This window comes from Buttiauxella sp. JUb87 (assembly GCF_004361975.1).
Classification (GTDB): Bacteria; Pseudomonadota; Gammaproteobacteria; order Enterobacterales; family Enterobacteriaceae; genus Buttiauxella; species Buttiauxella ferragutiae.
Map to the genome: position 1 here is coordinate 30,893 of NZ_SNVY01000004.1, position 14,618 is coordinate 45,510.

The 14,618-nt window shown below is 51.5% G+C and carries 14 protein-coding genes; 9 read left to right on the top strand and 5 right to left on the bottom strand.

Annotated elements, in window-relative coordinates; translation table 11 throughout:
• Positions 1-66 precede the first annotated feature (66 nt).
• Positions 67-285, top strand: coding sequence for an ogr/Delta-like zinc finger family protein (locus EC843_RS15960; RefSeq protein WP_133522586.1), 219 nt, complete (start codon positions 67-69; stop codon positions 283-285).
• Between the two features lie 46 nt (positions 286-331).
• On the opposite strand, the gene EC843_RS15965 is transcribed toward EC843_RS15960, so the two are convergent.
• Positions 332-1,060 (bottom strand): hypothetical protein, encoded by a 729-nt coding sequence (locus EC843_RS15965; RefSeq protein WP_133522587.1) that lies wholly within the window; start codon positions 1,058-1,060, stop codon positions 332-334.
• A gap of 422 nt (positions 1,061-1,482) precedes the next feature.
• Between EC843_RS15965 and hxpB the strand changes: the two genes are divergently transcribed.
• The 5 genes from hxpB (at position 1,483) to EC843_RS15990 (ending at position 6,117) form a co-directional block, all read left to right on the top strand.
• Positions 1,483-2,151, top strand: coding sequence for a hexitol phosphatase HxpB (hxpB, locus tag EC843_RS15970; protein WP_121815443.1), 669 nt, complete (start codon positions 1,483-1,485; stop codon positions 2,149-2,151).
• 154 nt (positions 2,152-2,305) lie between these two features.
• On the top strand, positions 2,306-3,067 hold the full coding sequence (kduD, locus tag EC843_RS15975) for a 2-dehydro-3-deoxy-D-gluconate 5-dehydrogenase KduD (protein WP_064547548.1): 762 nt from the start codon (positions 2,306-2,308) through the stop codon (positions 3,065-3,067).
• 114 nt (positions 3,068-3,181) lie between these two features.
• Entirely contained in the window at positions 3,182-3,772 is a 591-nt protein-coding gene (locus tag EC843_RS15980; protein WP_064547550.1) for a metal-dependent hydrolase, read from the top strand.
• 133 nt (positions 3,773-3,905) lie between these two features.
• Entirely contained in the window at positions 3,906-5,297 is a 1,392-nt protein-coding gene (locus EC843_RS15985) for an L-cystine transporter (protein WP_064547552.1), read from the top strand.
• Positions 5,298-5,430: 133 nt separating this feature from the next.
• On the top strand, positions 5,431-6,117 hold the full coding sequence (locus tag EC843_RS15990; protein ID WP_133522588.1) for a tetratricopeptide repeat protein: 687 nt from the start codon (positions 5,431-5,433) through the stop codon (positions 6,115-6,117).
• A 75-nt stretch (positions 6,118-6,192) separates the two neighbouring features.
• Here the strand turns inward: EC843_RS15990 and cedA are convergent, their stop codons facing one another.
• Entirely contained in the window at positions 6,193-6,432 is a 240-nt protein-coding gene (gene cedA, locus EC843_RS15995) for a cell division activator CedA (protein ID WP_064547621.1), read from the bottom strand.
• A gap of 146 nt (positions 6,433-6,578) precedes the next feature.
• On the opposite strand from cedA, the gene katE reads away from it, so the two are divergent.
• A complete protein-coding gene (katE, locus tag EC843_RS16000) occupies positions 6,579-8,837 on the top strand; it encodes a catalase HPII (protein ID WP_133522589.1) in 2,259 nt (752 codons plus the stop codon).
• A 96-nt stretch (positions 8,838-8,933) separates the two neighbouring features.
• Here the strand turns inward: katE and osmE are convergent, their stop codons facing one another.
• Positions 8,934-9,272 carry an osmotically-inducible lipoprotein OsmE gene (osmE, locus tag EC843_RS16005; RefSeq protein WP_064547558.1) on the bottom strand — a complete coding sequence of 113 codons (339 nt, stop codon included), beginning with the start codon at positions 9,270-9,272 and terminating at the stop codon, positions 8,934-8,936.
• A 265-nt stretch (positions 9,273-9,537) separates the two neighbouring features.
• On the opposite strand from osmE, the gene nadE reads away from it, so the two are divergent.
• Together nadE and yddG are read left to right on the top strand one after the other, a co-directional pair.
• The gene (gene nadE / locus EC843_RS16010; protein WP_064547560.1) at positions 9,538-10,362 is read left to right on the top strand and encodes an ammonia-dependent NAD(+) synthetase; all 825 of its coding nucleotides are present in this window, start codon (positions 9,538-9,540) and stop codon (positions 10,360-10,362) included.
• Positions 10,363-10,456: 94 nt separating this feature from the next.
• On the top strand, positions 10,457-11,347 hold the full coding sequence (gene yddG, locus EC843_RS16015; protein ID WP_064547562.1) for an aromatic amino acid DMT transporter YddG: 891 nt from the start codon (positions 10,457-10,459) through the stop codon (positions 11,345-11,347).
• A gap of 4 nt (positions 11,348-11,351) precedes the next feature.
• On the opposite strand, the gene hutU is transcribed toward yddG, so the two are convergent.
• Together hutU and hutH are read right to left on the bottom strand one after the other, a co-directional pair.
• Positions 11,352-13,037, bottom strand: coding sequence for a urocanate hydratase (hutU, locus tag EC843_RS16020; protein WP_064547564.1), 1,686 nt, complete (start codon positions 13,035-13,037; stop codon positions 11,352-11,354).
• A 17-nt stretch (positions 13,038-13,054) separates the two neighbouring features.
• Positions 13,055-14,599 carry a histidine ammonia-lyase gene (gene hutH, locus EC843_RS16025; protein WP_121815437.1) on the bottom strand — a complete coding sequence of 515 codons (1,545 nt, stop codon included), beginning with the start codon at positions 14,597-14,599 and terminating at the stop codon, positions 13,055-13,057.
• Between the last annotated feature and the right edge of the window lie 19 nt (positions 14,600-14,618).

A 14,618-nucleotide genomic window follows, 5' to 3' on the forward strand; every position in this document is an offset into this window, starting at 1 on the left:
TTTAGTACAACAAAAAGACAATTTTGGTTATGATATCTTAAATATTTAAGATTAAGGTACTGGAAAATGATGAACTGTCCGCTGTGTAGCCATGCTGCCCACACTCGTAGCAGCTATCAGGTTTCAACTAACACAAAAGAGCGTTTCAACCAGTGCCAAAATATTAACTGTGGTCATACTTTCATCACGCATGAAACGTTTGTACGGTCTATTGCTTCCCCAAAAGTTGATTCTCCAGTCCTGCCACACCCTGAAAAATCGGGCCAAGTTCTTTTAGGAATTTAGCCCAGACCATTATGATTGGCTGGGCATAGTTTAAAGAGAAAATTGTCTAATCTTTAGGCGGTAACTTGAAGGGAATGACACTATATTCATGCGTATCTGTAATTGCTGGACGAGTTTTCTCAAAATGATGTAAGAAAAACCGTGCCTCTGTAGAGTCCTCATTCACATTAACATGTTGATTTACGTGAGGATGCAATGCTATTCCTGCATTTAGAGATAATGGGACGTAATTTATAAAAATGTCCTCTTTCTGGAAACCTAATTTTGTAGCCTCTTCTTCAAATTTATCTGCATTAACATAATTACGGATTCGCTCCCTAGCGTCAGGTCTTAACCTAGATTCTGCGCGAGGTAATGAAAGCATGTTATCTATATCGCTCCATGACATATGCACATCAAAACAGTCGCCTCCTTCTTCTTCTGGGGGAGAAGGGAAATCCACATAAAAATAGTTTTTAACAGTTGTCGGGTTCTCGACAACATTCCGATGAAAATTATATAGCGTACGAATCCGGTTCGCCTTGTTGTGATGTCTGGCATTGCGTATGACTAAAAGCATCAAAAGCTGTGGTTCTAAATACCACATGGGGCCAATATCATTTTGAAGCATGTTGTCATAAATATTATGGAACGCGTTTAGCTGTGTGTTCAAACCTGATTCCAAATTTCCAATCGCTTCTGCTCTATCTACTTCCAATAATCTTCGACATGACCACTCCGATTCTAACAATACTCGGAACGCCTGGGCTAAATCCTCAAATGAATGTGTTAACACGAATTTTCCCCTATGTTGAAATTTGTCTTCATTATTATCATGCAAGGGTGTGTCAATTTCTATCTAAGGATCTGACTACCAACTTCACCTAATCTTTTAGATTTACTGAACACTGACCAAGCATCGTCTATAGAACGTGCTTAACTGGAAATAAAAAACATTACCCACATGGTCATTTTGTGGACCGCAAAATACTTAACCTTAATACAAATGAAAGCATGTAGTTGTTTTATAATGGTTTTATTCTTAATCCATATCCTTACACTTAGTAAAGACGTAACTTACACGCACAAAGTTTACCTCTTCCGGGGGGATTTCGCCTGAGCTTTACGGGCGATTCTCACAAAGCAGTGGCAACAAGCGAAAATTCCAGCTATTGATAAGTAATCTTAACTGTAATGCACACCGACAGGAGTCGAAACATGGCTGTGACTCGCCAAATTTTAGCTGCGATTTTTGATATGGACGGTTTACTGATTGATTCTGAACCATTATGGGACAAAGCCGAGCTGGAAGTGTTGGCTAGCGTTGGTGTGGATATTTCCCGCCGCTCTGAACTCCCTGACACGCTGGGTTTGCGTATCGACCTGGTTGTTGACCTGTGGTTTGCCAAACAACCGTGGAACGGCCCATCTCGTGAGGAAGTGACAAACCGCGTGATTACTCGCGCCATTGCCCTGATTGAAGAGACGCGTCCGATTTTGCCTGGTGTGCGTGAAGCTGTCGCTTTATGTAAAGCGCAAGGTCTGAAAGTGGGTTTAGCGTCTGCTTCACCTGCGCATATGCTTGAGCGTGTGCTGGAAATGTTCGACTTACGTTCCCAGTTTGATGCCATCGCCTCGGCAGAACATCTGCCTTACAGCAAGCCCCATCCGCAGGTTTATCTGGATGCCGCTGCTAAATTGGCTGTTGACCCGCTCGCCTGTGTAACGCTTGAAGACTCCGTGAATGGCATGGTTGCCACCAAAGCCGCACGCATGCGTTCTATTGTGGTTCCCGCAGAAGAAAACCGTGACGACGTGCGCTGGAGCCTGGCAAATGTGAAGTTGTCTTCGCTGAGTGAATTACGCGCCGAACACCTGATTGGCTAATTTATTACGATGCGGGGCTCCCCGCATCATTCTCAAAACCATACCGACATCTAATTTTTTAAAACAGTATTTCAAAAATATTTGAGTTTCCCCCCTCCCGTATCTACTCTTTACAGACACGCGCAAATGCGCTTTTCCGGATACCGGAGTAACTATGATTCTCGATGCTTTTAATCTGCAAGGCAAAGTCGCTGTTGTCACGGGATGCGATACAGGACTGGGTCAGGGAATGGCGATTGGCCTTGCCGAGGCTGGTTGTGACATCGTCAGCGTAAACCGCAAAATCCCGCATGAAACGGCGCAAAAAGTGCGAGATTTGGATCGCCGTTTTCTCGCCATCCAGGCAGATTTAAGCCAACAAGACGCGATCCCTGACATCATTGCGCAGGCCGTGGCAGGAATGGGGAAAATAGATATCCTTGTAAATAACGCAGGCACCATTCGCCGGGAAGATGCGCTGGAATTTAGCGAGAAAAACTGGGACGACGTAATGAACCTGAACATTAAATCAGTATTCTTTCTCTCTCAGGCGGTGGCAAAACAGTTCATTAAACAAGGCACTGGCGGCAAGATTATTAATATCGCCTCCATGTTGTCCTTCCAGGGCGGTATCAGAGTCCCGTCTTACACCGCATCTAAAAGTGCCGTGCTTGGCATAACGCGCCTGCTGGCAAATGAATGGGCGCAACATAATATCAATGTCAACGCGATCGCGCCGGGATACATGGCAACCAACAACACTCAACAACTGCGTGATGATGAAGTCCGCAGCCATGAAATCCTCGAGCGAATTCCCGCGGGTCGTTGGGGTGTTCCTGCCGATCTGCAAGGCCCGGTGGTGTTTCTTGCCTCCAGTGCTTCCGATTATGTCAACGGTTACACCATTGCCGTCGACGGAGGCTGGTTAGCCCGCTAAACAACACGCCGCCGGGGAATCCGGCGGTTGCAAAATGTTACGCCGTCACCTCTTCCGTCTACTGTATAAAAACCCTATACTGTATGAATCGACAGTTTTCATCCAGGTAGTATCATGACGGCGGAAGGTCACCTTCTTTTTTCCATTGCCTGTGCAGTATTCGCTAAAAACGCCGAACTCACGCCTGTGCTTGCTCAAGGAGACTGGTGGCATATTGTGCCTTCAGCCATCCTGACCTGTTTGCTGCCTGATATTGACCACCCAAAGTCATTTCTCGGTCAACGCTTGCCGTGGTTTTCCAAACCCATTGCCCGCGCCTGCGGCCATCGGGGCTTTACCCACAGCTTATTTGCCGTCTTCGCAAGCCTTGCACTGTTCTATCTCAAAGTCCCCGAAAGTTGGGTGATTCCCGCCGATGCCCTTCAAGGCATGGTGTTGGGTTACTTAAGCCATATTTTGGCAGATATGCTCACTCCTGCGGGTGTCCCACTCCTTTGGCCCTGCCGTTGGCGCTTTCGCTTTCCCATCATCAGGCCGCAAAAAGGTAATCAACTGGAACGTGCCTTGTGCATGGTGTTGTTTGGTCTGGCCGTGTGGATGCCGCAAAGTGTGCCCGATAACAGCGCGGTGCGCTGGTCATCGCACATGATAATTTCGCTGCAAATGACCTTTAATAGTTTTTTAAATAACCACCTGGAACAATAATTAAACGAAATAGCTCAAATTGTAATAATCAATTCCTTTTGAATATAAGAGTAACTCCAGGGTTCTGGTACGATTTACAGAATAAAGGTGGCAATCAGTCCATCTGTTTAAAATATACTCAGGAGATACGGGGATGAATTTTCCACTCATAGCGAACGTTATCGTGTTCGTTATTCTATTGCTGTTGCTGGCACAAACTCGCCACAAACAGTGGAGTCTGGCAAAAAAAGTACTGCTTGGTCTGGTGATCGGTGTGGTCTTTGGCCTTGCATTACACACCATTTATGGCGAAGACAGTCCGGTACTGAAACAGTCTATTCAGTGGTTTAACGTTGTCGGTAACGGCTATGTTCAATTACTGCAAATGATCGTCATGCCGCTGGTATTTGCCTCTATCCTGAGCGCGGTGGCACGTCTGCATAACGCCTCTTCTCTGGGCAAAATCAGCGTTCTGACCATCGGGACATTGCTGTTTACCACGCTGATTTCAGCGCTGGTCGGCGTGCTAGTCACCAACTTGTTTGGTTTGACGGCTGAAGGCCTGGTGCAAGGCACCGCTGAAACCGCTCGTCTGAGCGCAATCGAAACCACTTATGTGGGTAAAGTGGCTGACCTCAGCGTACCGCAACTGATTCTGTCATTCGTGCCGAAGAACCCGTTTGCTGACCTGACAGGGGCTAACCCAACGTCGATCATCAGCGTGGTGATTTTCGCCGCGTTCCTCGGTGTAGCAGCTCTTAAACTACTGAAAGACGATGCGCCAAAAGGCGAGCGTGTTCTGGTTGCGATTGACACGCTGCAAAGCTGGGTCATGAAACTGGTGCGTCTGGTCATGCAACTGACGCCGTACGGTGTTCTTGCGCTGATGACCAAAGTTGTTGCTGGTTCAAACCTGCAAGACATCATCAAACTCGGTAGTTTCGTGGTGGCCTCTTACCTCGGTCTGGCAATTATGTTCGGCGTGCACGCGGTTCTGTTGGCTGTCAACGGTGTGAGCCCGCTGAAATACTTCCGCAAAGTCTGGCCTGTGCTGACCTTTGCCTTCACCAGCCGCTCCAGTGCAGCCAGTATTCCATTGAACGTTGAAGCTCAAACTCGCCGTCTGGGTGTGCCTGAGTCCATCGCCAGCTTTGCCGCGTCGTTTGGGGCCACTATCGGTCAGAACGGTTGTGCGGGTCTGTATCCAGCGATGCTGGCCGTGATGGTCGCGCCAACCGTCGGTATCAACCCATTGGATCCAGTCTGGATTGCCACACTGGTCGGGATTGTCACCGTAAGCTCCGCAGGCGTTGCGGGTGTCGGTGGTGGTGCAACATTCGCTGCCCTGATTGTCCTGCCAGCCATGGGCTTGCCGGTCACGCTGGTGGCATTGCTGATTTCGGTTGAACCGCTTATCGACATGGGCCGTACCGCGCTGAACGTCAGCGGTTCCATGACGGCAGGTACCATCACCAGCCAGTTGATGAAACAAACCGATAAAGAAATACTCAATAGCGACGAAGAAGCCGAACTGGCACATCGCTAAGCAGTAGCTAAACCACCGTAGAATCTGCGACAATACAACGGCTCCTTGAAAAGGGAGCCGTTTTTTATTGATAAAATAGAGCGCCCCAAAAGGGTGCCAAAATAAAATTGTCTCCTACGGACCCCTTCTTTCTATGAAACGACTCTATTTTTTATTGCTGTTGTGTGTCTCATCGGCGTGGGCTGAAACACCGGACAGCCCCTACCTGCAACATGCGCAGGAAGGTGACAGCCGCGCCCAGTTTTACCTTGCCGATACCCTTTTCAGTGCGGGCGAATATCAGCAAGCGGAAAGCTGGGCGGCAAAATCAGCGGCCCAGGGTGACGCCGATGCTATGGCTCTGCTGGCCCAACTCAAAATCCATGATCCTGCAAATGGCGATTACCAGCAGGCAAAATCGTTAGCCGAACAGGCCGTCGCCCACGGCAGTAAACCAGGAAGCGTGGTTCTGGCGCGTATTCTGGTGAACACCCAGGCGGGCAAGCCCGATTATTCGAAAGCCATGCAGTTACTGGAAAGCGCCTCACAGGACATTGAGAGTGACTCAGCGGTCGATGCCCAAATGTTTTACGGCATGCTGTACGCAAATGGCGTGGGTGTGGTGCAAGACGATGACAAAGCGGCATTCTGGTTCAAGCGCAGCTCGGCACTTTCCCGCACGGGTTATGCCGAATACTGGGCAGGAATGCTGTTTTTAAATGGTGAAAAAGGCTTTATCGCGACCAATAAACAGAAAGCATTGCATTGGCTGAACGTCAGTTGCACGGAAGGGTTTGATACCGGCTGCGAAGAGTTTGAAGAAATCAGTAACGGCGGGTAAAACCGCCGTCATTCGATACCCGTTAGCATTCGAGTTGCAGCCAACACCCCTGCAACTTGAAGGATGATGGATAGATCAGCCTACATCATTCTCACTTCTTACCTGCATCGCCCAACGCTGCGCTGACTCTGGTAATGTAAATGGCGGCGACTGACGGAACGCATCTCCCACCAGCACAAAAGCCACATAGCGATTACGCAGCATCCACACGTCTTTAAATCCTTCAACTCGCCACGCATGAGCCGGTGGTACGGGTTCAACGCGTGGTTGATACGTAAGAACAGGGCGAGTATTCGGTTGGCGCAAAGGTTTCATAGGCAATGGAATCAAAACTAAATTGAGGAGTAACTTCGCTATGATAACGGAGAACGCCCCTCCACGTCTCGCGTTGAGATGACCTTGTTCTATAGTTAAAGCTGTTTTGCCCGACAAAACAGCTTTAACTAAAGGGGTAATATTCAATGTCGACGCACAATAAACATCCTTTAACTCACAGTGCACCAATACATGACGCCAATGAATCAAAGCCCGGTATGGATTCTCTGGCACCTGAAGATGGTTCTCACCGTCCTTCCACCGACCCCAGTTCACCAGGAGCGCAACCTACCGCTGCAGGAAGTTATAAAAGCCCAGATACCTCCAACGAAAAACTGAAATCCCTCGATGTACATCGCAAAGATGGAGAAAACTTCCCGCTTACCACCAATCAAGGTGTGCGCATTGCCGATGACCAAAACTCACTGCGTGCCGGTACGCGCGGGCCTACGCTTCTGGAAGATTTTATCCTGCGGGAAAAAATTACCCACTTCGACCATGAGCGTATCCCCGAGCGCATCGTCCATGCTCGTGGTTCTGCGGCTCACGGTTACTTCCAGCCCTACAAGAATATGGCAGAAATTACCAAAGCAGATTTCCTTTCAGACCCCGACAAAATCACCCCGGTCTTTGTGCGATTTTCTACCGTGCAGGGCGGTGCAGGTTCAGCCGATACCGTGCGTGATATCCGCGGATTCGCCACCAAGTTTTACACCGACGAAGGTATTTTCGATTTAGTCGGCAACAACACGCCGGTATTCTTTATTCAGGATGCACATAAATTCCCCGATTTCGTCCACGCGGTAAAACCAGAGCCACACTGGGCAATCCCGCAAGGTGGCAGCGCCCACGACACCTTCTGGGATTATGTTTCCCTGCAACCTGAAACCCTGCATAACGTCATGTGGGCGATGTCTGACCGCGGCCTGCCGCGCAGCTATCGCACCATGGAAGGTTTCGGGATTCATACTTTCCGCATGATTAATGCCGAAGGCAAAGCGACGTTCGTGCGCTTCCACTGGAAACCGACCGCCGGTAAAGCCTCGCTGGTGTGGGATGAATCGCAAAAACTAACGGGCCGCGACCCTGACTTCCACCGCCGTGATTTATGGGAATCTATTGAAGCCGGCGATTTTCCGGAATACGAACTGGGGCTGCAATTAATCCCTGAAGAAGACGAATTCAAATATGATTTTGACTTGTTAGACCCGACCAAACTAATTCCGGAAGAACTGGTTCCAGTCCATCTGGTGGGCAAAATGACGCTCAACCGTAATCCGGATAACTTCTTTGCCGAAAACGAACAAGCGGCATTCCATCCGGGGCATATCGTTCCGGGGCTTGATTTCAGTAATGACCCGTTGTTGCAGGGGCGCTTATTCTCCTACACCGATACACAAATCAGCCGCCTGGGTGGCCCGAATTTCCATGAAATCCCGATAAACCGCCCCACCTGCCCGTATCACAATTTCCAGCGTGATGGCATGCACCGCATGGATATTGACAGCAATCCTGCCAATTACGAACCGAACTCCATTAACGATAACTGGCCGCGCGAAACGCCTCCGGGGCCGAAACGTGGCGGCTTTGAGAGTTATCAAACGCGGGTTGAAGGACATAAGATTCGCGAACGCAGCCCATCGTTTGGTGAATATTACTCGCAGCCGCGGCTGTTCTGGCAAAGCCAAACGCCAGTCGAACAGCAACATATTATCAGCGCCTTTAGCTTTGAATTGTCCAAAGTGGCAAGACCGTATATCCGCGAAAGAGTGCTGGATCACCTGACGCACATTGATATTTCACTCGCCCAACCGGTTGCTGAAAATCTCGGAATTGAGCTTTCCGACGAGCAAATGCACGTTGCACCACCGAAAGATGTCAACGGCCTGAAGAAAGACCCCAGCCTGAGTCTGTATGCGGTGCCAAGTGGTTCGGTGAAAGGCCGCGTGGTGGCGATTCTACTCAGTGAAAAAGCCAATGCGGCAGATGTTCTGGCGGTGATGCAGGCGCTGAAAGCTCAGGGTGTGCATAGCAAACTGCTGTTCTCGCGCATGGGCGAAGTAAGCGCGGACGACGGTTCTTTACTGCCGATTGGCGCTACCTTTGCCGGTTCGCCATCGGTCAGTGTCGACGCCGTGATAGTGCCGGGAGGCGATCTGCAAACCATTCTGAGCAATGGCGACGCGACATATTATTTACTGGAAGCCTATAAACACTTGAAGGTGATTGGCCTTGCCGGAGATGCCCGCCAGTTTAAAACCAAACTGGGCATTGATAGCCAGGGCGAGGAAGGCGTCATAGAAGGTGACAGTGTCACGAATTTATTTACCGATGAATTCCTGACACTACTCGCCGCACATCGGGTTTGGTCCCGCCATAATAAGGTTGGGCATATTCCGGCTTAACCCAAAAAAAAGGTGGATAACGCTTGCGCTTATCCACCCTACAACTGCATTTCGTAGGTCGGATAAGCGTTAGCGCCATCCGACAAAACTACAATATTATTTCTTGGTCTGTGGGTCAGTATCGTACTCGGCACAAGTCTGATAGCCGGAGTTGATCACATGCCCGGTGTCATCCAATGCAACAAAGTAAGTCTCGGTTTTGCCTGCACGTTCGCCAAGAATATAAGTCTGGCAAGTCCCACGCGCATGAATCATGGTTACTTCTGACGAAGGTTTACCGGCAATCTGCTGCACTTGCTCACGACTCATGCCTTTTTTCACGTCTTTCACGACCGGCGTGGCGACCTGATCTTTGGTACGGTCGTAGGCAGTACAACCCGCAAGCATAGTCATAACCGCTGCTGCACATAAAAAACCCGCAAAATTCTTGTTCATATTTTATCCTCGTTTTTCAGGGAATTGCTTAAACGTGTTAGATAAGCCTGGAATATAAAAGCGGTTTTTTCAACTATTCAGACCAAATGAACAAAATTTAGGATTACCCGACATAACATCAGGTTAGCGCCAAATCGCTCTAAATCGCGTCAAATGATTCCGGAGCGATCGCATGAGTCTTGTCGTTTTACCGACAAACGGGTAGTTTTAACAAATATGACTATGGCTGCCTGCGCGCGCAGGCACACCGCAACCGGAGGGTTAAATGGCTCTGCAACAAGAGATTATCCAGGCACTAGGGGTTAAACCACAGATCGATGCCGAACACGAAATTCGTGTCAGTGTCGATTTTCTGAAATCGTATCTGAAAACCTATCCGTTTATTAAGTCTCTGGTTCTGGGTATTAGCGGCGGCCAGGATTCCACGTTGACCGGCAAACTGTGCCAACTCGCCATTAGCGAATTGCGCCAGGAAACCGCTGACGACAGCTATCAGTTTATCGCCGTCCGTTTGCCATTCGGCGTGCAGGCTGATGAGCAAGACTGCCAGGACGCCATCACCTTTATCCAGCCCGATCGCGTATTAACCGTGAACATTAAAGGTGCGGTGCTGGCAAGCGAACAGGCGCTGCGTGAAGCGGGTATTGAACTGAGCGATTTCATCCGTGGCAACGAAAAAGCCCGTGAGCGCATGAAAGCCCAGTACAGCATTGCGGGAATGACCAAAGGCGTAGTGGTGGGAACGGATCATGGCGCTGAAGCGGTGACCGGTTTCTTCACCAAATACGGCGATGGTGGCACTGACATCAACCCAATTTTCCGCCTCAACAAGCGCCAGGGCAAAGCGCTGCTGAAAACACTCGGTTGCCCGGAACACTTGTATCAGAAAGCGCCAACCGCCGATCTGGAAGACGACCGCCCTTCTCTGCCGGACGAAGCCGCACTGGGCGTGACTTACGAACAGATTGACGATTATCTGGAAGGTAAAACTCTGGACGATGCCACCAGCAAAATCATCGAAGGCTGGTATCTGAAAACCGAACACAAACGCCGCACACCCATCACGGTGTTTGACGATTTCTGGAAATAGCCATTTCTGAAAATAGCGTCGGGTGACGCTGCGATCCGACCTACAACGGGTTTTCCCAGCGCAGCGCCATCCGCCAATACCACTCTGGATACACATGGACAGCTCTGCAAAACGCGCCACCGCCTTTGGGCTGCTGGCGATCCTCCTCTGGAGCACCTCGGTTGGTTTATTACGCAGCATCAGCGAACACTTTGGCCCGGTTGGCGGTGCCGCGCTAATTTATACCGTTAGCGCGGTCTGCTTGTGCCTGGCGCGTGGTTTACCGAAAATCCGCGAAATCCCGACTCGTTATTTGTGGATTGGCGGCGGGTTATTCGTCAGCTATGAAATCTGCCTCGCGCTGGCTATCGGGCTGGCGCACAACCGCAGCCAGTCGCTGGAACTGGGGATGATTAACTATTTGTGGCCGAGCCTGACCATTTTACTGGCGCTGTTTATCAATCAACAACGCAGCAATTTATGGTTATGGCCAGGACTTGCGCTTTCCCTTGCGGGCATCGTTCAGGTGATGAAAGGCGATGGCGACTGGTCGGTGCTACAGATGTGGCACAACATTCTCGACAACCCGCTGGCTTACAGCCTCGCTTTCGCCGCCGCGCTAATCTGGGCGTTGTACTGCAATATTACGCGCCGCTGGAGTGACGGGAAAAATGGCGTGTCGCTGTTTTTCTGCGCCACCGCGCTGGTGCTGTGGGTGAAGTTTGCCTTCGTTAACGAAGCGCCGATTCACTTTACGCTGCCTGCCACGCTGCAATTGCTATTTATGGGTGCATCGACTGCACTGGCCTATTCGGCATGGAACCATGGCATTCAGCGCGGCAATATGACGTTGCTGGCAACCGCATCGTATTTCACGCCAGTGCTTTCGGCGTTAATCGCCAGTTTGTGGTTGGGGTTACATCCGGGTTGGGGATTCTGGCAGGGAGTCATTATGGTGGTTGGCGGGTCACTGCTGTGTTGGCTAGCAACCCGCCGTTATGGTTAACGCGTTATTTCACCATCGGTAGCTTCAAATCATGCTGCTTCGCACACTCAATGGCACTCTCATAACCGGCATCGGCGTGACGCATCACGCCCGTTGCCGGGTCATTCCACAATACGCGACCTAAGCGCACTTCCGCTTCCGGTGTGCCATCAGCAACAATCACCACTCCGGCGTGTTGCGAGAAGCCCATCCCCACGCCACCGCCGTGGTGCAGGCTGACCCATGTCGCACCACCAGCCGTATTTAATAATGCGTTGAGCAACGGCCAGTCGGAAACCGCATCAGAGCCATCTTTCATCGACTCGGTTTCACGGTTTGGTGACGCCACCGAACCGCAGTCCAGATGGTCACGGCCAATCACCACCGGCGCTTTCAACTCACCGTTACGCACCATTTCGTTAAACGCCAGCCCTGCACGATGGCGCTCTCCCAGCCCCAGCCAGCAAATACGCGCCGGTAATCCCTGGAAGGCAATACGCTCTTGCGCCATATCCAGCCAGCGATGCAGATTCTGGTTATCCGGGAACAGCTCTTTGAGTTTGGCATCGGTTTTTGCAATATCTTGCGGATCGCCCGACAGCGCCACCCAGCGGAATGGACCTTTTCCTTCGCAGAACAGCGGGCGAATGTAGGCCGGAACAAAGCCTGGGAAATCAAAGGCATTTTCTACACCTTCATCGAATGCCACCTGACGGATATTGTTGCCGTAATCCACCGTCGGCACGCCCATCTCCCAGAAATCGAGCATGGCCTGAACGTGCACCGCCATCGATTCACGCGCCGCTTTCTCGACCACTTTTGGCTGTGTGGTGCGCTCGCTCTGCCAGCGTTCAACTGTCCAGCCCAGCGGCAAATAGCCGTTGACCGGGTCATGAGCCGAAGTTTGATCGGTGACGATGTCTGGTTTAATGCCGCCCGCCTTGGCGCGTTTAACCAGTTCAGGCACCAGTTCTGCTGCATTACCCAGCAGCCCAACCGAGATCGCTTTTTTCTGCGCATTGGCTTGCTCGATCATTGCCAGCGCTTCGTCAAGATTGGTTGCTTTGTAATCCAGGTAACGGGTACGCAGACGGAAATCAATACGTGACTCCTGGCATTCGATAGCCAGCACCGAAGCGCCCGCTAACACGCCTGCCAGCGGTTGTGCGCCCCCCATACCACCGAGTCCCGCAGTCAAGATCCACTTGCCGCGCAAATCGCCACCGTAATGCTGGCGTCCAGCTTCCGCGAAGGTTTCAAACGTCCCCTGCACGATGCCCTGCGCACCGATGTAAATCCACGAGCCAGCAGTCATCTGGCCGTACATCATCAGCCCGGCTTTATCGAGTTCGTGGAAATGATCCCAGTTCGCCCAGTGTGGCACCAGGTTGGAGTTGGCGATTAGCACACGTGGTGCGTCGGCGTGGGTGCGGAAAATCCCTACCGGTTTCCCGGACTGCACCAACAGCGTTTCATCGGCTTTCAGGCTGCGTAGCGAAGCGAGGATCTGCTCAAAACACTCCCAGTTTCGTGCCGCTTTGCCGATCCCACCGTACACCACCAGATCTTCCGGACGCTCTGCCACATCAGGATCAAGGTTGTTCTGGATCATGCGGTAAGCCGCTTCGATCAACCAGTTTTCGCAATGTAATGTGTTGCCATGTGGAGCGCGTACCGTGCGGGCTACCGCCTGTTTTACAGATTCAGTCATTGTAGTGGCTCCCGGCTTCAGGCCGATGTAGAAGGAAACAGTTGAGTAATCACAGCAGGCAACTCACCGCTGGCACCCCACTGGCGCATGCTTTCAATATCAGGCGCCAGTAAGCGATCTTTCTCGAGGAAGGCGACGCGCTCACGCACACCGTTGAACACCTGCTCCATGAGTGGTGAGCTGCGCAGCGGGCGCGAAAACTCGATGCCCTGCGCGGCTGCCATCGCTTCAATGCCCACCACAGCGGCGGTGTTGAAGCACATGTCACCCAAGCGGCGAGCAGCGTAAGTCGCCATCGAAACGTGGTCTTCCTGGTTGGCCGAGGTTGGCAAGCTGTCAACGCTGCCAGGATGCGCCAGCGATTTGTTTTCCGATGCCAGTGCGGCGGCGGTGACCTGGGCAATCATAAAGCCGGAGTTAATTCCGCCCTCTTTCACCAGGAATGGCGGCAAGCCAGAAAGCCCGGTATCCAGCAACAATGCCAGACGGCGCTCGGAAATCGCGCCGATTTCAGCTACCGCTAGCGCGATAATATCGGCGGCAAAGGCCACCGGCTCGGCGTGGAAATTGCCGCCAGAAATCACTTCACCGGTTTCGCTAAACACCAGCGGGTTATCGGATGCGGCATTGGCTTCGATTTGCAGCACTCGTGCCGCGTGGCGCAGGTTATCGAGGCATGCGCCCATCACTTGCGGCACACAGCGAATGGAATACGGGTCTTGCACACGCCCGCAGTGTTGATGGGAATCGACAATCTCGCTGTCTGCCAGCAACGCTCTGACAGCGGCAGCAACATCAATTTGCCCGGTTTGCCCACGCGCTTCGTGAATGCGCGCATCAAACGGTTTTACCGAACCTTTAATCGCTTCGAGCGATAACGCCCCCGCCACCAGCCCTGCACCAAAGACTTTCTCGCCTTCGAACAAGCCGCGCAGCGCAAGCGCCGTCGAAACCTGGGTGCCGTTGAGTAACGCCAGCCCCTCTTTTGGCCCGAGCACTAACGGCTCGACGCCCGCCATTTTTAGCCCGGCAACGGCTGGTATTTCTTCGCCGTTAATACGCACATTTCCTTCGCCCAGTAACATCAGCGAAAGATGGGCCAGCGGGGCGAGATCGCCCGATGCGCCAACCGAACCCTTTTCCGGAATAACCGGCATCACACCGGCATTAAACAGGCGCAATAAGCTGTCGATAACGTTCATACGCACACCGGAATGGCCGCGCGCCAGGCTGATAATTTTGCTCGCCATCACCAGGCGTACCACGTCATCTGGCAACGGTTTCCCTAACCCAACGCTGTGCGAAAGCACCAGATTGCGTTGCAGTTCAGCCAAATGGTCTTTGGCAATGGTGGTTTGCGCCAGTTTGCCAAAACCCGTATTAATGCCGTAAACCACATCGCCTTGGTTGACGATGGCTTCAACGGTTTGTTGTGACTTCACGACAGCATCAACCGCCTGCGGATCAAGGCTTAGAGTGACGCTTCCGTGGTAGATTTCACGCAGAGTGGCGAGCGTTACGCGCCCTGGAGTAAGACAACACAGCTTTTTTTGCAGTGACATAGCGACATCCTGATGGCAT

Coding starts and splice junctions, on each gene's coding strand:
- yddG (WP_064547562.1), top strand. CDS start 10,457: ATGGACAGCTCTGCAAAACGCGCCACCGCCTTTGGGCTGCTGGCGATC.
- kduD (WP_064547548.1), top strand. CDS start 2,306: ATGATTCTCGATGCTTTTAATCTGCAAGGCAAAGTCGCTGTTGTCACG.
- EC843_RS15990 (WP_133522588.1), top strand. CDS start 5,431: ATGAAACGACTCTATTTTTTATTGCTGTTGTGTGTCTCATCGGCGTGG.
- katE (WP_133522589.1), top strand. CDS start 6,579: ATGTCGACGCACAATAAACATCCTTTAACTCACAGTGCACCAATACAT.
- EC843_RS15985 (WP_064547552.1), top strand. CDS start 3,906: ATGAATTTTCCACTCATAGCGAACGTTATCGTGTTCGTTATTCTATTG.
- EC843_RS15960 (WP_133522586.1), top strand. CDS start 67: ATGATGAACTGTCCGCTGTGTAGCCATGCTGCCCACACTCGTAGCAGC.
- hxpB (WP_121815443.1), top strand. CDS start 1,483: ATGGCTGTGACTCGCCAAATTTTAGCTGCGATTTTTGATATGGACGGT.
- cedA (WP_064547621.1), bottom strand. CDS start 6,432: ATGAAACCTTTGCGCCAACCGAATACTCGCCCTGTTCTTACGTATCAA.
- nadE (WP_064547560.1), top strand. CDS start 9,538: ATGGCTCTGCAACAAGAGATTATCCAGGCACTAGGGGTTAAACCACAG.
- osmE (WP_064547558.1), bottom strand. CDS start 9,272: ATGAACAAGAATTTTGCGGGTTTTTTATGTGCAGCAGCGGTTATGACT.
- EC843_RS15980 (WP_064547550.1), top strand. CDS start 3,182: ATGACGGCGGAAGGTCACCTTCTTTTTTCCATTGCCTGTGCAGTATTC.
- hutH (WP_121815437.1), bottom strand. CDS start 14,599: ATGTCACTGCAAAAAAAGCTGTGTTGTCTTACTCCAGGGCGCGTAACG.
- hutU (WP_064547564.1), bottom strand. CDS start 13,037: ATGACTGAATCTGTAAAACAGGCGGTAGCCCGCACGGTACGCGCTCCA.